Genomic DNA, 20945 nt, shown 5'->3' on the forward strand with positions numbered 1-20945 from the left:
TCGGAAGCCTGTTAGAGCCGGGCCTTTTCCAGCAGGCGGCCGAGCATGAGCAGGCCCGCCGGCCAAAGGCCGAGGTGGGTCTCGTTTCCCATATGGCCGAGATCGCCGGCATCGGCGAGGTCCGCGCCCCAGGCAGCGGCGAAGGCCGTTGCCTGGTCGAAGGTGACGCGCGGATCGGTGCGGCTTGCCACCACCAAGGTCGGAAATGGCAAGCGTTTCAGCGGCATCGGCGCAAAGGGACGAACAAGGTCGAAGGAAGGATCAGGATTCTCGACATTGGTTGCGGCAACCAGCAATGCGCCCGCAACCTTGTTGAGTTGGCTTTCGCTGGCGCCGGCCGCCCACTTCACCGCCGTCGCCACCGCCAGTGAGTGCGCAAGCAGCACCACGCGCCGAGGTGCCGCGGCAATCGCTGCGTCCACCCGGCCGATCCAGTCCTCAGGGGTCGGCCTGTCCCATTCGGCCTGCAGCACGCGGCTCGAATTAGGGAACGCCCGGCACCAATGCGACATCCAGTGATCCGGCCCGGAATTGCCGCGGCCCGGCAGGGCGAGAAAATCGAAATCTCCGGCCGCGGAAATCATCACGCTTCTCCGAACACGCGCTTGAAGATCGTGTCGACATGTTTGGTATGATAGTCCAAGTCGAATTTCTCGCGGATCTCGGCTTCGGGCAAGGCTGCGGTGACCTCTTTGTCAGCCAAAAGTTCCTCAAGAAAATCAGCGGCTTGCTCCCACACTTTCATGGCGTTTCTCTGAACCAGCCGGTAGGCGTGCTCACGGCTGACACCGGCCTGGGTCAGCGCCAGTAGCACACGCTGCGAATGCACGAGGCCGCGGAACTTGTTCATGTTCTTCAGCATGTTGTCGGGATAGACGAGCAATCTGTCGATGATACTGGTCAGCCGCGCCAGCGCAAAATCGAGCGTCACGGTCGCATCCGGGCCGATCATACGCTCGACCGACGAATGCGAGATATCGCGCTCGTGCCAGAGCGCCACGTTCTCCATCGCCGGTAGCGCGAAGGAACGCACCATGCGCGCTAGCCCGGTGAGGTTTTCGGTAAGCACCGGGTTACGCTTGTGCGGCATCGCCGACGAGCCTTTCTGTCCGGGCGAAAAATACTCTTCCGCCTCCAGCACCTCGGTGCGCTGCAGATGGCGGATCTCGACCGCCAGCCGTTCGATCGACGATGCGATGACACCGAGTGTCGCGAAGAACATCGCGTGGCGGTCGCGCGGGATCACCTGCGTCGACACCGGCTCCGGCTTCAATCCGAGTTTCTTCGCCACATGCTCTTCGACATAGGGATCGATGTTGGCGAAAGTGCCGACAGCACCTGATATGGCGCACGTCGCAATATCCTCACGCGCGTGCACCAGCCGTTCGCGGCAGCGCGAGAATTCGGCATAGGCCTGCGCCAGCTTGACGCCGAAGGTGGTCGGCTCGGCATGGATGCCGTGGCTGCGGCCGATGGTGATTGTGTCCTTGTGTTCGAAAGCGCGACGCTTGAGCGCCGCAAGCAGGCCGTCGATGTCGGCCAGAAGGATGTCGCTGGCGCGGGTGAGCTGCACGGCAAAGCAGGTGTCGAGAACGTCCGAGGAGGTCATGCCCTGATGGATGAAGCGGGCGTCCGGCCCGACGAATTCACTAAGATGAGTGAGGAAGGCGATGACGTCGTGCTTGGTGACACGCTCGATCTCGTCGATGGCATCGACGTCGAACTTCGCGGCACCACCCTTTTCCCAGATGGTTTTGGCGGCCTCCTTCGGGATGACGCCGAGCTCGGCCAGTGCATCGCAAGCGTAGGCCTCAATCTCGAACCAGATGCGGAATCGGGTTTCGGGCGACCAGATGGCCACCATTTCCGGCCGGGAGTAGCGAGGGATCATCCGTCAGTCCTGACTTGCGAGGGCGTTCGCCCGCGTCCTAACAGAGGCAGACAAAATCCTCAACGCTGCTGCCGCGCAAACCAGATGCTGGCGAGAGCCAGCGCGATGAAACCGAGCGGAAAATAAAGCCGGACGCCCAAAACGATGAATTGATAGAACGCCGTCGCCATTGTGTGCACGAACTGGATGGACCAGGCGATGGTCAGTGCAGGTTCATGCCACTGGGCATAGTAGGAACGGTATTGCAGCGCAAAGAGCCCACCAGTGAAGCCGATCGTGGCGGCAAGAAGGCAGACAAACGCGGCCGCCAAGGCAACTTGCCAATGCCGTCCGAGCGAGACGAGCCGCGCCAGGAACAGGCCCACCGGAAAGGCGAGCGCACCGCCGGCCGCATAGAGCAGCGAGACGAAGCGGATCTTTGCCGGGGTCTCCCAGTCGTCCAACAGCAGATTGACAAGCGCGCTGGCGCCCATCGCTGCGGCCCACAGCAGGGCGCCGCAAACCGCGACGCCCGGCGATGGCAAAGCGTTGCGGATACGATCCAGGCGGTTGTGTAAGGCGGGGAGCGGCGTCACAGCCGGCCGGTCACCGCGATCCAGCGATAGTCCGGCCCTTCGAAGCCGTACTGGCGCACCGCGATCAGCACGGCATAGGCGCTGAGGCCTTGCATGGAAAATGTCTGCACCGCGCCGATCCGGTAGCCGTTCGGGCAGCCTCTGCTTTTGGGGATCGACTTGTCCTCGTGCAGAAGCTCAGTCTTGCCGCCGTCTTTCGCTTCGATGCGCAGCAAGCGAAAGCCATTGATCTCGCCGAGGCTCTGGCAGTTTTCGGTATCATTCATGCCGATCTCGTCGAGCCGGAACTCGAGCGGATCATCGACCGGCGAAAAGATCGGCCGCGGGTTGACCACCATGCGGAACGGATCGGCCGAAAGTTCGGTCACCGGGTTGAAGCCGGCGGTGATGCCGCGATTCGAGGTCAATTCCGCCTGCTTGATGATAGCTTCGCCTTTCTGCCGAGCTGCAAGGCGCGCCGCGTCGAGCGTTGCGTTCTCGTCGTCAAGCCGCACCCTGATCGGTGTGCCCTCGAGAAAACTGTCGTCGGCCGTGTCGATGTAATAGCGATTGGCATAGGGAAATCCCGACCCGTCCTGGACGCCATATTCCTCGAAGGCGAAGATGCCGCCATTCCCAGTGAAGCCGAGGATTTCAAGCTCGGCGACGTCGCCGGCATGCGCAGCGAGCGAGATTGCAAACTGGGCAAGGAGGTAAACGGCAAACAGGGCAAGAATTCGCATCGGATTTCCGTTTGAGCAGCCAGCGTTGTTTCGATCACTATCACGACATCGTCAAAACATCGTGCCCTCTGAGACGCAAAGCCGATGCATCCAATCGCGCTGTCATTTGTTTATGTTGGCAGCTTGAAATGGAGAACCCACAATGACCGATGCAGCCAGGATTCGCGAACATATGGAAGTGATCGGCGCCGACGGCGTCCATGTCGGCACCGTCGACAAAGTTGAGGGACAACGAATCAAGCTGACCAAGCGCGACAGCGGCGAGGGCGCCCACAGGGGGCATCACCACTTCATTCCGCTCAGCCTCGTAGCCGAAGTCGAGGGCCAGAAAGTGCGGCTGTCGGCAAATTCGGATGTTGCGGTCACATTCGAGGAAGAAAAATCCGACCCCACCTGATCACGGCCATTAATCACGGCCCCATTTTTGATTACGGCAGCGCGCATTCAGCGCGACGACCAGACCGGAAACAGGTCGCCGTCGGCTGGCGTCGCGGCAAAGACACCGCGGCTGATGGCGCGCGCCATGGTGGCGCCGGCCGCTGCGTAGAGGTCGATGGCGTCATTGGGCGCGAGCTCGATACCGCTCTTGCCGATCGCCAGCGCGAAAACCAGATCCCCGTCGGCCGGCGTGTGTGTTGGCCAAATGGCGCGCACGAAGCCGTCATGCGCTGATATTGCCAGGCGTTTGGCGGCGGCCTTGGTGAGGACGGCGTCCGTGGCGATGACGGCGATGGTCGTGTTGCCGCCGACCTCCGTCCGTTTCCCGATATGCTTGTCGCGAAACTTCAGCAGGATCGTTTTCGCGTCCTCCGGCATAGGCGAGGGATAACCAAGCCCGCCGAACTCGCAGCCGATCTCGAAGGGCGCCGCCCAGAAGTGGCGGGTTTGGGCGATCGTCACCGAGCCGGTCGGATTGACGGCGGCGAGCGCACCGATGGTGACGCCGCTGTCGAGCACCGTCGAGGCCGAGCCGAGGCCGCCCTTGAGGCCGGAACTCAACGCACCGGTGCCCGCGCCGACCGTGCCCAGCGCAAAGTCGAGGCCGACAGCCTGTGCCGCCTCATAGCCGAGATCGCGGTAGGGCGGATAGCGGCCCCAATCCTTGTCGCCGCCATTGCGCAGGTCGAACAGGATCGCCGCCGGCACGATCGGCACGCGAAAGCCGCCGACCTCGACACCGATGCCCCTTTCACGCAGTGCCGCCTGTACGCCGGAGGCGGCGTCGAGACCGAAGGCCGAACCACCCGAAAGCACCACAGCATGGATCGCCTCGATCGAATTGTGCGGCTCGAGCAGGTCGGTCTCGCGGGTGCCCGGCGCACCGCCCAGGATCTGGACACCGGCCACCGCAGGTACGTCGCAGACGATGGTGGTCACCCCGGACCTCAGCCTCACATCGGAAGCGTTGCCGACGCGCAGACCGGCGACATCGGTGATGAGATTGCGCGGCCCTGTACGAAACATCATTTGGCCTCCGCTGGCGCGAAATTTGCGCCGTTGAAACGGAAGACCCGATAGAGGTTTTCGGTCAAGTCGCCCTTGCCGTCAAAGCGGATCGGTCCGATCGCGGTGCTGAAGTCGCGCGCGGTGAGCGCATCGGCCAAAGGCTTGTTGGAGGTTTCCGCCAGGGCCGTCGCCGCCTCGGCGATCTCGACCGCCGCATAGGCCGGCAGCATGTAACCCTCCGGCACGATCTTTTGCGCGGCAAAGCTGTCGAGCACCTTGGGGGCGGCGACATCATCCCATTCGGGCGGTGCGATCATCAGCGTGCCCGTGGCATAAGGCACGTCGCCGGGCGGGGTGCGGAGCGCCTCGCCGCCGGCAAAGGTGATGCCGGCATCGAGCTGGCCGGCGTCGCGGCCCATGATGGCGATGTCTTCGCCGTCGCCCCCGGCGAACACATGCGTTGCGCCGGCTTTCCTCAGCCGCCCGACCAGCCCGATCTGGTTGTCGAGCTGAGGCCGGAATGTATCGACGAACACCGGTTTCAGCGCCGCCTGATCGGCTGCCGCCCGAAGCGTCTCGGCGATTTCGCGGCCGTAAATCGTGCCGTCGTCGACGATGGCGAACAGTTCGTTCTGCCATCGGCGGGTCAGATTGGAGGCGACGGCGTTGCGCTCGTCATCGCCGCGCGGCCCAAGCCGAAAGATCGGCCAACCGGTCTTGGCGCGCCGGTCGGTCAGACTTTCGGTGCGCACGCCGACGGTGATGACCGGTATGTTGGCGTCCTTCAGGATCGGCAGTGCCGCCTCGATCGCCTCGGTGCAGAGGAAGCCGACGACCGCGCCGACTTTCGCCGCAACGAATTCTCTCGCTGCGGCAGCCCCACCATCGGCCGTACATGCGTCATCGACAACCTTGAGCTGGGCATCGTTCGCCTCCGCTGCCAGGCCAGCACCCGCCTCGATCTGCCTGCCGAGGATCGCCGAGGGCCCCGACAGTGGTGCTGCGACACCGACCAGCAGCTTCTCAGCGTTCGCATCGCCGGCGAGAGACAGCCAGGCCAGCACCGCTATTGTCGTTGTCGTGCCTATTGTCCGCGGTCGCATGCGTGCGAAGAATTCCTCCGCGCCGGTCGCGTGTTGCCGGCGCCACTTCCTGCCAAGACCTAAAGGCTGGTCAGCTTTCACGCAACACGCGAAATTCAGGATGCATGTCAACCACTTCGCTTGTGGCATGCAATATGCCGCCATATATAACGCTGGGTTCACCTCGCTTCAAACCAATGGAAATCGCCGGTGCTGAAGAAGAACGACATAGGGCCGCAGGCCTATCGCGACGCGATGAGCCATTTTGCCGGCCACGTCCATGTGGTTACCACCGATGGCCCCGCCGGCCGGCGCGGTGCGACCGTCATTGCAGCCTGTTCGGTCTCGGACACGCCGCCGACCATCCTGGTTTGTCTCAATCGCGAAAATCCCAAGAACGAGCCGTTCGTGAAGAACGGCAAGTTCGCCTTGAACACGCTGGCTTCGGACCAGGAGGCGCTGTCGGTCGGCTTTTCCGGTCTCACCGGCCTGCCTGTCGAGGAACGTTTCGCGTTGGGCGATTGGGACGTGATCTCGACCGGTGCGCCGACGCTGAACGGCGCGCTCGCCGTGTTCGACTGTGAACTGATCGACACCAAGGATCTGGCCACCCACCGTGTGCTTTTTGGCAAGGTGACAGGCCTGCGCACCGGCGATAATTTGCGGCCGCTGATCTATCACGACCGCGGCTATCACGCTCTGTAGAGGCTCTGGATGGCTGCACCCACGGAGAGAGAATGACCGAGTTGAAATCGCGCCCCGCGCCGGCGACGATCGACGAGACGCTCGATCTGCTGACCGGCGCGGACTATGTGGCGGACCGGTCTTTGGCGACCGTCCTGTTCTTATCGCTGCGCATGAGGCGGCCGCTGTTTCTCGAGGGCGAGGCCGGCGTCGGCAAGACCGAGATCGCCAAGGTGCTGGCGCAAGCGCTTGGCCGCCGGCTGATCCGCCTGCAATGCTATGAAGGCCTGGACGTCTCCTCCGCCGTCTACGAGTGGAATTACGCCGCGCAGATGATCGAGATCCGCATGGAGGAGGCGGCCGGCAAGGTCGACCGCTCCGACATGGAGCGTAACGTTTTTTCCGAAAAGTACCTGATCCGCCGCCCGGTGCTCGACGCGCTGACCGGCAAGGCGGGGGGCGCCCCGGTCTTCCTGATCGACGAGCTAGACCGCACTGACGAGGCCTTCGAGGCGTTCCTGCTCGAAATCCTCTCCGACTTCCAGGTGACTGTTCCCGAACTCGGCACGATCAAGGCGGAGGAGCCGCCGATCGTCATCATCACCACCAACCGCACCCGCGAGATCCACGACGCGCTGAAGCGGCGCTGCCTCTATCACTGGGTCGATTATCCGAATGCCGAGCGCGAACTGGAGATCGTGCGTAGGAAAGTACCGCAGGCCAACAGCCGGCTGTCGGCAGAGGTGGTTTCGTTCATCCAGAAGCTGCGCGAGATCGAGCTGTTCAAGGTGCCGGGGGTTGCCGAGACCATCGACTGGGCCGGCGCGCTGACCGAACTCGACAAGGTGGCGCTCGATCCGGAAACCGTTTCCGACACGATTGGCGTGTTGTTGAAATACCAGGACGACATTGCCCGTATAGAACAGGGCGAAGGCCGGCGCATCCTCAACGAGGTGAAGGCCGAGCTTTCGGCGGCGGAGTAGGGCGATGGCAACGCCGCGTCGCGAACCGAAAGAGGCCACGCCGGACGGGCGGATCGCCGACAACATCGTGTATTTCGCCCGCACCTTGCGCAAGGCCGGCATGCGGGTCGGCCCGGCCTCGGTCAAGGACGCGATCGAGGCGGTGCTGGCCGCCGGCATCGGTTCCCGCGACGATTTCTACTGGACGCTGCACGCTGTCCTCGTCTCGCGGCACGAGGACCACCCAACCTTTGACGAGACGTTCCGGCTGTTCTGGAAATCGCACGAGCTGATCGAAAAGATGCTGGCGATTTTTTCTCCGGTGGCGCCTGATATCAGAGAGAAGCAGAAGCCGCGCGCTGCGGAAAACCGCGTCAGCCAGGCAATGTTCGAGGGCCACCAGAAGAACCAGCCGGCGAAAGAAATCCCCGAGTTCGAGGTCGACGCCCGCTTCACATTTTCCGGCAACGAGGTGCTGAGGGGCAAGGACTTTGCTCAGATGAACGCCGCCGAGATGGCCGACGCCAAGAAGGCGATTACCGCGTTGCGGCTGCCCTTCGACATGGTCAGGACACGGCGTTTCAAATCCGACGCGCATGGCCGACGTATCGATCCGCGCGCCATGATGCGCTCGGCCGCGCGGACAGGCGGCGAACTGATCCTGCCAAGATTCCGGTCACCGCGCGAGGTTCACCCGCCGCTGGTCGTGCTTGCCGATATTTCCGGTTCGATGAGCCAGTACACACGCATCTTTCTGCATTTCCTGCATGCGCTGACCGAAAAGCGCCGACGCGTGCATGCCTTTGTCTTCGGCACCAGGCTGACAAATCTGACGCGGCAGATGCGCCATCGCGATCCTGACGCAGCACTCGCCGATTGCTCGGCTGCGGTGATGGACTGGTCGGGCGGCACCCGCATCGGCGATACGCTGGCCGAATTCAACCGGCTGTGGTCGCGGCGCGTGCTGGGCCAGGGCGCGGTGGTGCTGCTGATCACCGACGGGCTGGAGCGCGACGACATCGCCGGCCTGTCGGAGGAAATGGAGCGCCTGCACAAATCCTGCCGCCGGTTGATCTGGCTGAACCCGCTGCTGCGCTTCGACGGTTTCGAGGCCCGTGCCCGCGGTGTCAAGGCGATGCTGCCGCATGTCGACGAGTTCCGCTCGGTACACAATCTCGATGCGCTCGCTGATCTCTGCGAGTCGCTGGACAAGAATTCGGCGCGCTTGGTCGACCCACGCAGATGGATTGAAGGTGGCGCGTGAAGCGCCGCATAGCCATATGTTTTCTCCGGGAGAAACGGTGATGGAAAACAATATCTATCTCGATGAGGCGCGCGATCCGCTGATCATCGCCGAAGGCTGGATGAAGGACGGCAAGGATGTCGCCATTGCCACCGTGGTCGAGACGTGGGGCTCGGCGCCGCGTCCGGTCGGCAGCCATCTTGTCATCGACGCGGAAGGCAACTTCCACGGCTCCGTCTCTGGCGGCTGCGTCGAAGGCGCGGTGGTCGCCGAGGCAATCGATGTCATCGACACCGGCAAGGCAAAGATGCTGGAGTTCGGTGTCGCCGATGAGACCGCCTGGCAGGTTGGCTTGTCCTGCGGAGGCCGCATCAAAGTCTATGTCGAGCGGTTGGGTTAGGCCGGGCACGATGGATCCTTATGCGCTGAAGACGCTGAACGCCGAACGCCGCGCCCGCCGCGCGGCGATCCTGGTAACCGATCTCGGCGACGGCCGCGACCGCATCGTGCGCGAGGGCGACCAGGTCGCCGGCGATCTGGGCGCTGCGATCGCCAAGGCGTTTCGATCAGGCAGTTCCGGGTCGGTCGAGGCGGAGGGGCGAACTTTCTTCCTCAACGCCTATCTGCCGCAGCCGCGCCTGTTGGTGATCGGCGCCGTTCATATCAGCCAGGCACTGGCGCCGATGGCCAAGATCGCCGGCTTTCCCGTCGAGATCGTCGATCCGCGCACGGCCTTTGCCACCGCAGGCCGCTTTCCCGATGTCGCGCTGCATGCCGAATGGCCCGAGGATGTTCTGAAGCGCCAGCCGCTCGACAGCTATACGGCGTTGGCAGCCGTCACCCATGACCCGAAGATCGATGACTTCGCGCTGAAGGCGGCGCTCGACGCCAACTGCTTCTATGTCGGGGCGCTCGGCAGCCGCAAGACCCATGCGAAGCGCGTCGAGCGCCTGCTGGCATTGGGCGCGACCGCCGACCAGATCGCCCGCATCCACGCGCCGATCGGCCTCGACATCGGCGCAGCGAGCCCGGCCGAGATCGCCGTCGCGGTGCTGGCGCAGGCGATCCAGGCCTTTCGCTCGCGTGGCCTCGAAGCCTCCGCATCGGCCCAAAGATCGGAATCGATTTTGGAGAAGCACGATGCGTAGATTCAAAGTAGGTGAGCGTCCTTTGCGCGTCCAAGAGGACGCGCGGCGCTCTACGGACGCGGCGGCGTGAAATTCGGCCCGATCCCGATCGACACGGCCGAGGGCGCGGTGCTGGCGCATGCCACCACGGTCGGAGAGCGGCGCTTCCGCAAGGCGCATCGGCTGAGCGCCAATGATGTATCTTTGCTCAAGGCGGCAGGGATTTCGGAGGTTGTCGCGGCTGTTCTTGCTCCCGACGATTTGAGCGAGGACGCTGCCGCCGAAAAGATCGCCGAAAGCATGATCCATCGCAACATCGAGGCCAAGCCCGCCGCGACCGGCCGGGTCAACCTGCACGCCGAGGCGGGCGGCATCTTCACTGTCGACGCGGCGAAGATCGACGCCATCAACGCCGTCGACCCGACCATCACCATCGCCACGCTGGCGCAGCACGCACCGGTCGAAAAGGGCCAGATGGTGGCGACCGTGAAGATCATTCCCTTCGCGGTCGGCTCAGTGCTGGTCGATGCGGTGGCAAGGATCTGCGCCGGCAGCGAGATCTTCGCCGTCAATGCCTATCAGCCGGTCCGTGTCGGCGTCATCCAGACGGTTCTGCCCGGTATCAAGCCGAACGTGCTCGACAAGACGTTGCGTGTCACCGAAGCCCGCCTGGCGCGCTCGGGCGGCCGGCTGACGGCGGAGCGCCGCACGCCGCATGAAGTTGGTCCCGTTGCGGAAGCTGCGGCCTCGCTGGCGCGCGACAACGACATGGTGGTGATCTTCGGCGCTTCGGCGATGAGCGATTTTGGCGACGTCGTCCCGGCGGCGATCGAGAAGGCCGGCGGCATCGTCATCCGCGCCGGCATGCCGGTCGATCCCGGTAATCTGCTGGTGCTCGGCACACTTGGCGGCAAGCACGTCATCGGTGCGCCCGGCTGCGCGCGCAGCCCCAAGGAGAACGGCTTCGACTGGGTTCTCGACAGGTTGATTGCCGGTCTCGACGTGACGGCCAAGGATATTGCCGGCATGGGTGTCGGCGGTCTGTTGATGGAAATCCCGACGCGGCCGCAGCCCCGCGAGCCGCTGCCGGCCAGGGCCGAGTTGAAAGTCGATGTCGTGCTGCTGGCCGCCGGTCGCTCCAGCCGCATGGGCGGCCCGAACAAGCTGCTGGCGCTGTTCGACGGCAAGCCGCTGGTGCGCCGCACCGCCGAGCGCGCGCTCGGTTCGAAAGCTTCGGGCATCATCGTTGTCACCGGCCATCAGCGCGAACGCGTACACGCCGCATTGTCGGGCCTGGATGTGACCTTCGCCGATAATCCGGATTTCACCGAGGGCCTGTCTTCGTCGCTGAAGGCCGGCATCGCCCGGGTTGCCGGCGATGCCGCCGGCGCCATGATCATGCTCGGCGACATGCCTGGCGTCTCGTCGGCCGACCTCGACAGGCTGATTGACGCATTCCGCAAGTCCGAGGGCCAATCGGTCGTACGCGCCTCGCATGAGGGTAAGCGAGGCAACCCGGTGCTGCTGCCGCGCTCGCTGTTTGCGGCGATCGCTCATCTCGAAGGCGATACCGGCGCGCGCCATCTGGTCGAGGCCGAGGGGCTCGATGTCGTCGATGTCGAGATCGGCAAGGCGGCTTCGATAGACGTCGACACCCGCGAGGCGCTGGAAGGCGCCGGCGGCGTGCTGCAGGATTGACAAACCAAAGCCGAAAAACGATGCCTTTGGCATGGCTTTCCGTTTACCCCTTCTGATCTCGGCGTTTTTTTTGTTTTCGGGTTTGGCGCATGGCCAAACGCTGCCGCTAAAGCCCTTCAAGGATGATCTGTTTGCCTATCCGGGCACGCTCTCATCCGAGAACAACGGCGCGTATACAGTCGTCGACTATCGCGAGCTGCGCGACATCAACGCCCGCGACAAAGTGCCGGAGCGCCGCGCGCAGGCGCAGTATGTCGACACCGGTGTGCGTAACGTGCAGCGGGATCTGTCGCTGAAGACCGATGCCGGAAATATCCGCCACGTCGGCGTCGGCCGCACGCAAGGCGCCGGCATCATCGTGCTCTATCTGCACGGGCAGGGCGGCAGCCGCAAGCAGGGCGTTGACGACTTCACCTTTGGCGGCAATTTTAACCGCATCAAGAACCTGATGGCCGGCAATGGTGGCCTCTATCTCTCACCGGACTTTTCCGATTTCGGCGACACCGGGGCGGCCCAGATCGCCGCGCTGATCGGCCATTATGCCCAGCAGTCGCCGGGCGCGAAGATCTTCGTTGCCTGCGGCTCGATGGGCGGCGCACTGTGCTGGAAGCTTGCTGCCCGCAAGGATACGGGCGGCCGCATCGACGGGTTGCTGCTGCTCGGTTCGCTGTGGGATGAAAGATTCTTCTCGAGCCCGGGCTTTAAGCGCCGTGTCCCGGTCTTCTTTGGCCACGGCAGCAAGGATCCGGTATTTCCGGTGGCAAAACAGGAAGACTTCTTCCGTTCGATCCTGGCCAAATCGAAAACCTATCCGGCCCGCTTTGTTCGTTTCGAGACAGGCACGCACGGCACGCCGATCCGCATGACCGACTGGCGCGGCACGCTCAATTGGATGCTGTCGAAGGCGCCCTAATGCATGTCGCCCAAAAGTGTGTAGCGGTTTTGGGACAACGACATGCATCAAGAAAAAACTTGAAGCGCGCCGCGCCTCAAGGCGCAGTGTTGTAGTCCACCACCGTCTGCGGGTTGATCTCGCCGTCGTAGGAGGCGTCGACATCGTACTGCACCAGCGAGAAATTGCCGTTGCGAAAAAGATATGTCCCGGCCGAGGAGGCATCGCCGACGCCGCGCCACTTGTTGAGGGACGAGATCGTCTTGGTGGCGTCGTCAAATTCGGAATTGACCAGCTGGTCGTCGGTCTGGAAGCCAACGACGTTGATCGCCTCGACCTTACCTTCGCTATCGTTGTTCTCATAATGGATATCGAGTTCCGGCGAGGCGAACTGCAGCTGCCGGACGCCTGATATGTCGTCGTAGACATAGTAGACGGCACTCTCATTGTAGGCAGCCATCGAACAGAAGAAGCGGAACAGCCGCGTCTCGCGTTCGGGCTCATCGGCCGCGGCGCCAGCATCCTTGTAGCGGAGCGAGTAGGCGTCCGGCTCTCCCAAAGGCTCGCCGCCAGGCATCTCCTTGTCGCATTGTTCGCCATAGGTGGCCGCAAACGCCTCCTTGGCCTGCTCCAGCGCCGCATCCTTCTTCGGCGGCGGCGGTCCGTCGCCGCAGCTTTCCGGCACAGCATTGTCGAAATCGGCCTTCGCCGGTTTCAGCGCGCCCTTGTCGATGAAGATCGGGCGAAATGGCGGTTCCTGGATCGAGGCGTTGACCTGGCGCAGCGTGTAGCAGCCGGCAAAGACATTTTCGCTGCCGTCCTTAGCTGTCGCCCGGATGGCGACCGGAACGCTGTAATAGATGCTGCCGGCAGCACCGTCTTCGGACACGGCACCGGTTTTGACTTCGACGGCGTTGGTGCCGTCATAGCCCTTTACGAAGGCGTCGAAATCCTTGGCCGGCTTGGTGTCGCCGAAATAATCCCAGGCGCGCGCGAATTCTTGCCGGTTGATGGCGCTATAGAGCGAGCGGATGACCGCTTCGGCGTCCGACCTGTCATCGACATAGGGCGCATCGGCGGCGAGTACTGGCTGGCCTGACACGGTAAAGGAGAAAAAGGCGGTCGCTGCGAAAAGGGCGCTTCTCATCGGGAATCTCCACCTGATGGGAAATCCTATCATACCGATTGCGGCGACGTGGTGACGCTTGAAGAATCGCCCGCGGAGGCGTTAGGTCCCGACGTCGGCGTTCCGCCGGATAGGAGATTCACGTGACCATATCGATGTACGAAGCGTCCGTGCCGGTGTTTTCGGCCAGGTTGAAGGCGCTATCCAATGTGCTGGATATCGCTGAGCAGAATGCGCTCGACCGCAAGATCGACCCGCAGGTGTTTTTGACGTCGAGGCTGGCGCCGGACATGTACGCGTTGACCAGGCAGGTACAGATCGCCACCGACCACGCCAAGGGCGCGCCATCGCGGCTTGCCGGCCGCGAGGTGCCCAAATACGAAGACAACGAGGCGAGCTTTGCCGATCTCCAGGCGCGCATCGCCAAAACCGTCGACCATCTGGCGACATTCTCGGCTGCCGATATGGACGGCTCGGATGACAGAGTGCTCGAGCTGAAGCTTGGCCAGCGCGAATTCTCGATGGCCGGCATGCAGTATCTGCTGCATCTCGCCATGCCCAATTTCTATTTCCACGTGACCACCGCCTACGACATCCTTCGCCACAATGGCGTGCCGCTGAGCAAGGCGATTTTCATGGGATCGCGTTGAAAAATTGGCGATGAGATATCCCGGTCGAGCCGGGATATCCGACTAGCGGGAGGACATTTCGCGGGCGGTGCGCGGGAAGTCGGCTGGTTTGATGCCAATATCCCCACGGTCGGCATTGCTCATTGAATGAAGCAGCGCCAGCGCCGCGCGGTAGCGCAGATGTTCCTGCGGACGCGGACGGGCGAACATTTCAGTGAGGAAACCCATGATTCAAGCCCCTGGTTGGTCCTCCCTGAGTCCCAAATATAGTCAAATCATGACAATTGTGCAGTGCAGCATTTGCATGGCAGCTATGCCGCACCGAATTTCTTGACCACAATCGACTTCGCCGGTGAAACTCCCGGCGCGGGCTGACCGTATAGCTGAATGCCGGCACAGGGCCGGTTTTTCCTCGCCATTCCTGGCGGAATTCCGGACTGCATGAAAATCCAGTCCGCCTTTTACCTACTTGCGCCTTGCGTTCACTGGATCTCGCGGAAAAGTGCTAGCCGATTTGCGGCGGGCTTGGAGACAGCCCGCGCCTTCCTGTATGCTGCGGCTTCCTCCCCGCGCAGCCGCGCAAAGAATTCCCGCCGGAGAAAGTTCCATGCACAAACGCCGCCTCGGTCGGACCGATCTTCTTGTTTCCCAGATCTGCTTGGGTTCGATGACCTGGGGCCAGCAGAACACCGAAGCGGACGGCCACGCCCAGATGGACCTGGCCTTTTCGCGCGGCGTCAACTTCATCGACACCGCCGAGCTCTACCCGATCCCGCCCAAGGCGGAGACGCAGGGCTGGACCGAGAAGATCATCGGCAGCTGGTTGAAAGCGAAGCGCAATCGCGATCAAGTGATCCTCGCCTCGAAAGTGGTTGGCCGCACCGCCAATGCATGGTTCCGCGGCGGGCGCCCGTCGAAGCTGGTGCGCGCCGACATCTTCGATGCCGTCGAAAAGTCGCTGACCAGGCTCAACACCGATTATTTCGATCTCTATCAGATCCATTGGCCGGAGCGGGACGTGCCTTGGGGCGCCAACCCGAACCGTGTCGGTGCCGTGCCGCTGCGAGCCGATTCCGTCGGCGCACCGGCTGGCGAGACGCCGATCACCGAGACACTCGCCGTCTTCGACGAACTGGTGAAGGTTGGAAAAATCCGCCATTTCGGTCTGTCGAACGAGAGCTCTTGGGGCGTCATGCGGTTCATCGCCGAAGCTGACAAGGGCCTCGGTCCACGCCTGGTGTCGCTGCAAAACGCCTATAATCTCGTCAACCGCAGCTTCGAGGTGAATCTCGCCGAAGTCTGCGAGCGCGAACAGGTTTCGTTTCTGCCCTATTCGCCGTTGGCGCAGGGCTATCTCACCGGCAAATACGATCATGGCGCGCGGCCGCAAGGCTCACGCTCGCAGCTCTTCAATCGGGGCCAGCGCTACGAGACGCCCAACGCCGCGGAAGCGCAGCTTGAGTACAACGAGCTGGCGCGCTCTTTCGGCATGGAGCCGGCATTGTTTGCCAACGCCTATGTCACGAGCCGGCCTTTCGTCACCTCGAGCATCATCGGCGCGACGACCATTTCGCAACTCGAAATGGCGCTGTCTTGCGCCGATGTCGTCTGGACCGAGGACATGCAGAAGGCGGTCGATGCAATCCACCAGCGTGTCGGCAACCCCTGTCCGTGAGCAATACGGCCGGTAGCGAAGTTATCAAATGATTACAACGGGAAGGGGCAGAAATGGATTTTCCGATCGATGCCGTGCGCGAGAAATTTCCGGCCCTGTCGCTGACCGACAGGGGCCGTCGCCGCATCTACCTCGACAACCCTGCCGGCACGCAGGTGCCGCAAGCGGTTGCCGACGCGGTGTCACGCTGCCTGCTGACCACAAACGCCAATCTCGGCGGATTCTTCGAAACCACGATCGCGGCGCAACAAATCGTCGATGACGCCCATGCGGCGATGGCCGATTTCTTGGCTGCTGCGAGCCCTCAGGAAATCATCATCGGCGCCAACATGACGACTCTGACCTATCACATGTCGCGCACGCTCGGCCGCACGATGAAACCGGGCGACGAAATCATCCTCACCCGCATGGATCACGAGGGCAACGCATCGCCGTGGCTGCAGCTGGCCGAAGACCTTGGCCTTGTCGTGCGCTGGCTGCCTTTCGACGAGCAGAGCTGGCAGATCGAGGAGGCGGCGCTTGCTACGCTGCTCACCGACAGGACCCGGCTCGTCGCTTTGAACTACGCCAGCAATCTGACCGGCTCAATTAACCGGGTGAAGGCGCTGACCGGCATTGCCAAGCAGGCCGGCGCCCTGGTCTATGTCGACGCTGTTCAGTTCGCACCGCACGGCCTGATCGACGTCAGCGATATCGGCTGCGATTTCCTGATCTGCTCGGCCTATAAATTCTTCGGCCCGCATTTGGGTATCTTATGGGGCAGGCTGGATGTCATCGATGCGCTGAAACCGTATAAATGCCGCTGTTCGTCCAATGCTCTGCCGGAGCGGTTCGAACTCGGCACGCCGCAGATCGAGCTGATGGCCGGACTGACGGCCGCGGTCGATTACTTTGCGGAACTCGGCGCGGCGGCAGGCGATGGCGGCTCGCGCCGCGCCAGGATCGCCAAGGCCTTCGAAACATCAATAGCTTATGAGAACCCGCTGGCGCAAAGGCTGATCGACGGCCTGTCGGCTATCTCAAGCCTGACCATCCATGGCATTACCGATCCGGCGCGTGTCGGGGAGCGCGTCCCGACGGTCTCCTTCACCGTCGACGGCATCGTGCCGGAGACGATCGTACGGCAGATGAATGCGGAAAACATCTTCCTGTGGTCCGGCCACAACTATGCCTGGGAGATCGTCCACCAGCTCGGCATTCCGCCCGAACAGGGCGTCGTGCGCATCGGCATCGCCCACTACAATACGGCGGCCGAAATCGACGAGACACTGGAGAGCGTGCATCGCGTCATCGCGATGCTGCGACAGGAGCGATCCTGATCCGACATCACCGCCTCTTGCTGCCGCCGAAGCCGGTGAGAAAGGCAGTAAGATTGTCGCCGAGCTCGTCGCAGAGATAGCCGCCCTCCTGCACGATGACCGTCGGCAGGCCGAGGCCGGCGATAGCCTCGCCGATGCGCGAGAAGCCCGGTGTCGTTACCGACAGTCCGCCGAACGGATCGCCTTCGAAGGCGTCGAGGCCGAGCGCCACCACAAGCGCTTCCGGCGCAAAGGCGCGGATACGCTGGAAAGCCACATCCAGCGCGTCGAGGAATGCGGCGTCGCCGGATTTGCGCGCCAGCGGCAGGTTGAAATTGTAGCCGAGGCCGGCCCCTTCGCCACGTTCGTCGGCATGACCCCAGAAGAACGGGTAGAAGCGCACCGGATCGGCATGCAGCGAGACGGTGAGCACGTCCGGTCGCGCATAGAAAATGCCTTGCGTGCCGTTGCCGTGATGCAGATCGACGTCGAGGATTGCCACCCGCGCCGCATTCTTGCGGAGCGTCTGTGCCGCGACCGCTGAATTGTTGATGAAACAGAAGCCGCCGGCGACATCGGCAAAGGCGTGGTGGCCGGGCGGACGGCAGAGCGCATAGGCAGCCGGTGCACCTGACATCACGGCCTCAGCGGCCTCGACCGCGCTCCAAGCGCTCCACAGCGCGCTCTGCCAGGTCTCGCTTGAGATCGGGCAAGCGGTGTCGGCCATGTGATAGCCGGCCTGGCCGACCGCTGAGGCCGGATAGGAGCCGCCCCGCGCGATCGGATGGATGTTGGGGATCACTTCCGCCGAAGCGCCTTCGATGCGCTGCCAGCGCACAAAGATGTGCTCGAGAAAATCGAGATATTCGGGCGTATGCACCGCCGCGACCGGTCCTGGCCCGTGATCTCTCGGCCGTTCGATCGTGCAGCCGGCGGCCCTTGCGCCGGCGAGCAGCCATTCGACGCGTTCCGGCTTTTCCGGATTGGGTTTCTGCGCACCGCTGGAGAGGAATGCCTTGGGATCATGGCGCTTCTGTTCTTCGGCATAGAACGCTTTCATCTTGGCTCCTCATCATCGGGTGCATCGGCGAAGGCAAAGAACGCGTCGCCGGCGATCTTCTGCACCTGCTCGTAGCTCGACCAGGCAATGCCCAGTCTTTCGTAAAAGGCTTTGGCGGTTTCATTGTCGGTGTCGACGGACAGCCTAAGGTAGACGCCGCCGTCCTCCCGGCATTCTCGCGCGACACGACGCAGCAGGCGTTCGCCGATCCTGCGGCCGCGAAACCGGTCCTCGACATAGAGGTCCTGCACATAAACGCCGGGCCGGCCCATCCAGGTCGAGAAGATCGGGAAATGCAGGCACAGGCCGGCGAACTCGCCGCCGACTTCCGCAATCAGCGTCGAGAAGGCAGGGTTTTCGCCAAAGCCGTAGGTGCGAAGGTCGTCGGCCGTAGAAGTGATTTCCTCGGGCGCGCCGATATGGGCGCCAAGCCGCAGGATCGCAGCATGGATGGTTTCGATGTCCTCGACGGTGCCGGGCCGGATGCGAATGTCTTTTGACGCTGGGTTGATCACGGCCGCATCTCAGAACGCCACCCGGTCGCCGCCCTTGAGTGCCAGCATCTCACGCGCCTCAGCGGGCGAGGCGACGTCCAGCGACAGCCCGTCGAGCACGCTGCGGATACGGCGCACCTGGTCGGCATTGGACTTTGCCAGCTGGCGGCCGTCGTAGAGGCTGTCCTCCAGCCCAACGCGGACATTGCCGCCCATCGCTGCCGCAAGCGAGATCATCGGCATCTGGTGGCGGCCGGCGGCCAGCACCGAAAACTGATAGCTGTCGCCGAACAGTTTGTCGGCGATACGCTTCATATGGACCAAATTGTCGGGATCGGCGCCGATACCGCCCAATATGCCGAACACGAACTGGATGAACAGAGGTCCTGACACCAGCCCCCGGTCTCGAAAATGCGCTAAAGAATAGAGGTGGCCGACATCATAGCATTCGAATTCGAAGCGTGTGCCGCAGCCCTTTCCAAGTCTTTCGAGCACGGTCTCCATGTCGGCAAAGGTGTTCTTGAAGATCGTGTCACGTGTCGCTTCAAGCAGCTTGGGCTCCCACTCGTGATGCCACTCCCTTGGCCGGTCGAGCATCGGGAACAGCGCGAAATTCATCGAGCCCATATTGAGCGAGCACATTTCGGGCTCGGCCCTGAGCGGTGCGGCCAGCCGCTGGTCGAGCGTCATCAGCGACGAGCCGCCGGTGGTGATGTTGATCACCGCTGATGTCGCCTGCTTGATGCGCGGCAGGAACTGCATGAACACATCAGGATCGGCGGTCGGCCGCCCGTCACTGGGATCGCGGGCGTGAAGATGCAAGATCGAGGCGCCGGCTTCGGCGGCGGCAATAGCCTCTGCGGCGATCTGGTCCGGCGTCACCGGCAGGTGCGGCGACATTGACGGCGTGTGCACCGACCCGGTGACGGCGCAGGTGACGATGACTTTTCGCGGCGCCATTTCAGCCTTCGACCGGCAGGTCGAGCTCGCCGGCCAGCACCTGCAGCGAGTCGCCGATGATGGCGACGATTTCGCCGACCTGTTCCTTGGTAATGATCATCGGCGGTGCCACCATGAAATTGTCGCCGTCGAAGCCGCCCTTGACCTTTCGCCCATAGATGATCAGGCCGCGCTCATAGGCGAGGTCGAGCAGCCGCTGGGTGGCCTTCTTCGCCGGTGCGATCGGCCCCAGCGTATCGGGGTCGGCGACCATCTCGGCACCTAGGAGCAGGCCCTTGCCGCGCACGTCGGCGATGAACGGAAACCGCTTGGCCAACCCCTTCAGCTCGGCCATCAAAAGATCGCCCATGTCAGCTGCATTGGCGATCAGGCCGAGACGATCCATCTCGCTAAGCACGGCGAGCCCGGCGGCGCAGGCGAGCGGATTGCCGGCATAGGTATGGCCGTGCTGGAAGCCGCCGGAGGCGAGCAGCGGTTGCACCAGCCGCATCGGTGCCGCCAGCGCGCCGAGCGGCGCATAGCCCGAGCCCAGCCCCTTCGACAGCGCGACGATGTCGGGCTTGCAGTTCCAATGGTCGCCACCGAGGAATTTTCCGGTGCGGCCGGCACCGCTCATCACTTCATCATGGATGAGCAGGATGTTGTAGCGGTCGCAGATTTCGCGGATGCGCGGATAATAGCTGTCCGGCGCGACCAGCGCCGCGGTGGCAGCGCCGCCGACCGGCTCCATGATGAAGGCGAGCACGCTTTCCGGCCCTTCGGCGAGGATCTTCTCCTCCAGCATGTCGGCGTAGCGGATGCCGCGCTGCTCCATCGAGAGATTGTCGCGGTCGCGCCAGGCGGCCGGCGCCGGCACGGTCGGCATGACCTGCATCATCGGTGTGAAAGTCTCGGCCAAGGCGTCGTCGCCGGTGACGGATAGCGAACCAAGCGTGCCGCCATGATAGGAGGGAAAGCGGGTGATCACCTTCCAGCGCTTGGGCTGGCCTGTCGCCACTGCCCACTGCCGGCCGAGCTTGATGCAGGATTCCGTCGCTTCCGAGCCGCCCGAGACGAAAAAAATGCGGTCCATGCCTTCGGGCAGCTTTCCGGCCAGCTCGCGCGCGAGCTCCTCGGCCGGCTCGTTCTCGAAATGCAGCCGGTAGGCGAAGGTTGCGCGGTCCATCTGCCGCTTCATCGCATCGAGCACGTTGCGGTTGGAATGACCGATATTGGCGACCATCGGTCCGCTCGATCCGTCGATGAAGCGGCGGCCATCCTGCGTCCAGATGTAGATGCCTTCGGCGCGGTCGACCAGCGGCCGGCGCAGGCTGGACAGATAGAACAGATGCGATGGCGGGCGCGTCTCGGTGTCCGGGGCAGGGGTTTGGGACTTCAGCAT

General features: G+C 63.1%; 23 protein-coding genes. 11 read left to right on the forward strand and 12 right to left on the reverse strand.

The window, feature by feature from the left end:
* Positions 1-11: 11 nt before the first annotated feature.
* From ACWTU7_RS06750 to ACWTU7_RS06765, 4 genes are read right to left on the reverse strand one after another with little or no spacing between them, the layout of a single operon-like run.
* On the reverse strand, positions 12-584 hold the full coding sequence (locus ACWTU7_RS06750; RefSeq protein WP_455838217.1) for an RBBP9/YdeN family alpha/beta hydrolase: 573 nt from the start codon (positions 582-584) through the stop codon (positions 12-14).
* A complete protein-coding gene (gene purB / locus ACWTU7_RS06755) occupies positions 584-1891 on the reverse strand; it encodes an adenylosuccinate lyase (protein WP_455838218.1) in 1308 nt (435 codons plus the stop codon). Before purB ends, ACWTU7_RS06750 begins: the two co-directional genes overlap by 1 nt.
* Before the next feature lie 59 nt (positions 1892-1950).
* Positions 1951-2466 carry a hypothetical protein gene (locus tag ACWTU7_RS06760; protein WP_455838219.1) on the reverse strand — a complete coding sequence of 172 codons (516 nt, stop codon included), beginning with the start codon at positions 2464-2466 and terminating at the stop codon, positions 1951-1953.
* Entirely contained in the window at positions 2463-3188 is a 726-nt protein-coding gene (locus ACWTU7_RS06765; protein ID WP_455838220.1) for a DUF2259 domain-containing protein, read from the reverse strand. Before ACWTU7_RS06765 ends, ACWTU7_RS06760 begins: the two co-directional genes overlap by 4 nt.
* Before the next feature lie 142 nt (positions 3189-3330).
* Between ACWTU7_RS06765 and ACWTU7_RS06770 the strand changes: the two genes are divergently transcribed.
* A complete protein-coding gene (locus ACWTU7_RS06770; protein ID WP_029353687.1) occupies positions 3331-3585 on the forward strand; it encodes a DUF2171 domain-containing protein in 255 nt (84 codons plus the stop codon).
* 47 nt (positions 3586-3632) lie between these two features.
* Here ACWTU7_RS06770 and ACWTU7_RS06775 read toward each other — a convergent pair whose 3' ends face one another.
* Both ACWTU7_RS06775 and ACWTU7_RS06780 read right to left on the reverse strand, forming a co-directional pair.
* The gene (locus ACWTU7_RS06775) at positions 3633-4652 is read right to left on the reverse strand and encodes a P1 family peptidase (protein WP_455838306.1); all 1020 of its coding nucleotides are present in this window, start codon (positions 4650-4652) and stop codon (positions 3633-3635) included.
* Positions 4652-5737 carry a branched-chain amino acid ABC transporter substrate-binding protein gene (locus tag ACWTU7_RS06780; RefSeq protein ID WP_455838221.1) on the reverse strand — a complete coding sequence of 362 codons (1086 nt, stop codon included), beginning with the start codon at positions 5735-5737 and terminating at the stop codon, positions 4652-4654. Before ACWTU7_RS06780 ends, ACWTU7_RS06775 begins: the two co-directional genes overlap by 1 nt.
* Before the next feature lie 189 nt (positions 5738-5926).
* Here ACWTU7_RS06780 and ACWTU7_RS06785 point away from each other — a divergent pair, with 189 nt between their 5' ends.
* The 7 genes from ACWTU7_RS06785 (at position 5927) to ACWTU7_RS06815 (ending at position 12343) form a co-directional block, all read left to right on the forward strand.
* The gene (locus tag ACWTU7_RS06785) at positions 5927-6421 is read left to right on the forward strand and encodes a flavin reductase (protein ID WP_455838222.1); all 495 of its coding nucleotides are present in this window, start codon (positions 5927-5929) and stop codon (positions 6419-6421) included.
* Between the two features lie 32 nt (positions 6422-6453).
* Positions 6454-7383, forward strand: coding sequence for an AAA family ATPase (locus ACWTU7_RS06790; protein WP_455838223.1), 930 nt, complete (start codon positions 6454-6456; stop codon positions 7381-7383).
* Between the two features lie 4 nt (positions 7384-7387).
* The gene (locus ACWTU7_RS06795) at positions 7388-8626 is read left to right on the forward strand and encodes a vWA domain-containing protein (RefSeq protein ID WP_455838224.1); all 1239 of its coding nucleotides are present in this window, start codon (positions 7388-7390) and stop codon (positions 8624-8626) included.
* Between the two features lie 40 nt (positions 8627-8666).
* The gene (locus ACWTU7_RS06800) at positions 8667-9005 is read left to right on the forward strand and encodes an XdhC family protein (protein WP_455838225.1); all 339 of its coding nucleotides are present in this window, start codon (positions 8667-8669) and stop codon (positions 9003-9005) included.
* 10 nt (positions 9006-9015) lie between these two features.
* The gene (locus ACWTU7_RS06805; protein WP_127208943.1) at positions 9016-9753 is read left to right on the forward strand and encodes an XdhC family protein; all 738 of its coding nucleotides are present in this window, start codon (positions 9016-9018) and stop codon (positions 9751-9753) included.
* Positions 9754-9819: 66 nt separating this feature from the next.
* Positions 9820-11430: a molybdopterin-binding/glycosyltransferase family 2 protein gene (locus ACWTU7_RS06810; protein ID WP_455838226.1), complete on the forward strand. Its 1611-nt coding sequence runs from the start codon at positions 9820-9822 to the stop codon at positions 11428-11430.
* A gap of 31 nt (positions 11431-11461) precedes the next feature.
* A complete protein-coding gene (locus ACWTU7_RS06815) occupies positions 11462-12343 on the forward strand; it encodes an alpha/beta hydrolase (RefSeq protein ID WP_455838227.1) in 882 nt (293 codons plus the stop codon).
* 76 nt (positions 12344-12419) lie between these two features.
* Here the strand turns inward: ACWTU7_RS06815 and ACWTU7_RS06820 are convergent, their stop codons facing one another.
* Complete coding sequence (locus tag ACWTU7_RS06820) at positions 12420-13469, reverse strand: DUF1176 domain-containing protein (RefSeq protein ID WP_455838228.1); 1050 nt, start codon at positions 13467-13469, stop codon at positions 12420-12422.
* A 122-nt stretch (positions 13470-13591) separates the two neighbouring features.
* On the opposite strand from ACWTU7_RS06820, the gene ACWTU7_RS06825 reads away from it, so the two are divergent.
* Positions 13592-14098, forward strand: a complete 507-nt coding sequence (locus ACWTU7_RS06825) for a DUF1993 domain-containing protein (RefSeq protein ID WP_455838229.1) — start codon at positions 13592-13594, stop codon at positions 14096-14098.
* Between the two features lie 42 nt (positions 14099-14140).
* On the opposite strand, the gene ACWTU7_RS06830 is transcribed toward ACWTU7_RS06825, so the two are convergent.
* Positions 14141-14305 carry a hypothetical protein gene (locus tag ACWTU7_RS06830; RefSeq protein WP_455838230.1) on the reverse strand — a complete coding sequence of 55 codons (165 nt, stop codon included), beginning with the start codon at positions 14303-14305 and terminating at the stop codon, positions 14141-14143.
* Between the two features lie 379 nt (positions 14306-14684).
* On the opposite strand from ACWTU7_RS06830, the gene ACWTU7_RS06835 reads away from it, so the two are divergent.
* Positions 14685-15752 carry an aldo/keto reductase gene (locus ACWTU7_RS06835; protein ID WP_287091988.1) on the forward strand — a complete coding sequence of 356 codons (1068 nt, stop codon included), beginning with the start codon at positions 14685-14687 and terminating at the stop codon, positions 15750-15752.
* A gap of 53 nt (positions 15753-15805) precedes the next feature.
* Positions 15806-17071, forward strand: a complete 1266-nt coding sequence (locus ACWTU7_RS06840; RefSeq protein ID WP_455838231.1) for a cysteine desulfurase-like protein — start codon at positions 15806-15808, stop codon at positions 17069-17071.
* A 7-nt stretch (positions 17072-17078) separates the two neighbouring features.
* Here the strand turns inward: ACWTU7_RS06840 and ACWTU7_RS06845 are convergent, their stop codons facing one another.
* The 4 genes from ACWTU7_RS06845 to ACWTU7_RS06860 are packed head-to-tail and all read right to left on the reverse strand — an operon-like array spanning position 17079 to position 20945.
* Complete coding sequence (locus ACWTU7_RS06845) at positions 17079-18110, reverse strand: histone deacetylase family protein (RefSeq protein WP_455838232.1); 1032 nt, start codon at positions 18108-18110, stop codon at positions 17079-17081.
* A complete protein-coding gene (locus ACWTU7_RS06850; RefSeq protein WP_455838307.1) occupies positions 18107-18622 on the reverse strand; it encodes an N-acetyltransferase family protein in 516 nt (171 codons plus the stop codon). The genes ACWTU7_RS06845 and ACWTU7_RS06850 overlap by 4 nt, the downstream gene beginning before the upstream one ends.
* 12 nt (positions 18623-18634) lie before the next feature.
* Positions 18635-19564, reverse strand: a complete 930-nt coding sequence (locus ACWTU7_RS06855; RefSeq protein WP_455838233.1) for a 3-keto-5-aminohexanoate cleavage protein — start codon at positions 19562-19564, stop codon at positions 18635-18637.
* A 1-nt stretch (position 19565) separates the two neighbouring features.
* Positions 19566-20945 (reverse strand): aminotransferase family protein, encoded by a 1380-nt coding sequence (locus ACWTU7_RS06860; RefSeq protein WP_455838234.1) that lies wholly within the window; start codon positions 20943-20945, stop codon positions 19566-19568.

This window comes from Mesorhizobium sp. BHscii (assembly GCF_053848065.1).

Excerpts from the sequence above, each read along its gene's own strand:
- ACWTU7_RS06750 (WP_455838217.1), bottom strand. The coding sequence starts at position 584 with ATGATTTCCGCGGCCGGAGATTTCGATTTTCTCGCCCTGCCGGGCCGC.
- purB (WP_455838218.1), bottom strand. The coding sequence starts at position 1,891 with ATGATCCCTCGCTACTCCCGGCCGGAAATGGTGGCCATCTGGTCGCCC.
- ACWTU7_RS06765 (WP_455838220.1), bottom strand. The coding sequence starts at position 3,188 with ATGCGAATTCTTGCCCTGTTTGCCGTTTACCTCCTTGCCCAGTTTGCA.
- ACWTU7_RS06770 (WP_029353687.1), top strand. The coding sequence starts at position 3,331 with ATGACCGATGCAGCCAGGATTCGCGAACATATGGAAGTGATCGGCGCC.
- ACWTU7_RS06775 (WP_455838306.1), bottom strand. The coding sequence starts at position 4,652 with ATGTTTCGTACAGGGCCGCGCAATCTCATCACCGATGTCGCCGGTCTG.
- ACWTU7_RS06780 (WP_455838221.1), bottom strand. The coding sequence starts at position 5,737 with ATGCGACCGCGGACAATAGGCACGACAACGACAATAGCGGTGCTGGCC.
- ACWTU7_RS06790 (WP_455838223.1), top strand. The coding sequence starts at position 6,454 with ATGACCGAGTTGAAATCGCGCCCCGCGCCGGCGACGATCGACGAGACG.
- ACWTU7_RS06795 (WP_455838224.1), top strand. The coding sequence starts at position 7,388 with ATGGCAACGCCGCGTCGCGAACCGAAAGAGGCCACGCCGGACGGGCGG.
- ACWTU7_RS06800 (WP_455838225.1), top strand. The coding sequence starts at position 8,667 with ATGGAAAACAATATCTATCTCGATGAGGCGCGCGATCCGCTGATCATC.
- ACWTU7_RS06805 (WP_127208943.1), top strand. The coding sequence starts at position 9,016 with ATGGATCCTTATGCGCTGAAGACGCTGAACGCCGAACGCCGCGCCCGC.
- ACWTU7_RS06815 (WP_455838227.1), top strand. The coding sequence starts at position 11,462 with ATGGCTTTCCGTTTACCCCTTCTGATCTCGGCGTTTTTTTTGTTTTCG.
- ACWTU7_RS06820 (WP_455838228.1), bottom strand. The coding sequence starts at position 13,469 with ATGAGAAGCGCCCTTTTCGCAGCGACCGCCTTTTTCTCCTTTACCGTG.
- ACWTU7_RS06830 (WP_455838230.1), bottom strand. The coding sequence starts at position 14,305 with ATGGGTTTCCTCACTGAAATGTTCGCCCGTCCGCGTCCGCAGGAACAT.
- ACWTU7_RS06835 (WP_287091988.1), top strand. The coding sequence starts at position 14,685 with ATGCACAAACGCCGCCTCGGTCGGACCGATCTTCTTGTTTCCCAGATC.
- ACWTU7_RS06840 (WP_455838231.1), top strand. The coding sequence starts at position 15,806 with ATGGATTTTCCGATCGATGCCGTGCGCGAGAAATTTCCGGCCCTGTCG.
- ACWTU7_RS06845 (WP_455838232.1), bottom strand. The coding sequence starts at position 18,110 with ATGAAAGCGTTCTATGCCGAAGAACAGAAGCGCCATGATCCCAAGGCA.
- ACWTU7_RS06855 (WP_455838233.1), bottom strand. The coding sequence starts at position 19,564 with ATGGCGCCGCGAAAAGTCATCGTCACCTGCGCCGTCACCGGGTCGGTG.
- ACWTU7_RS06860 (WP_455838234.1), bottom strand. The coding sequence starts at position 20,945 with ATGCTGAAGTCCCAAACCCCTGCCCCGGACACCGAGACGCGCCCGCCA.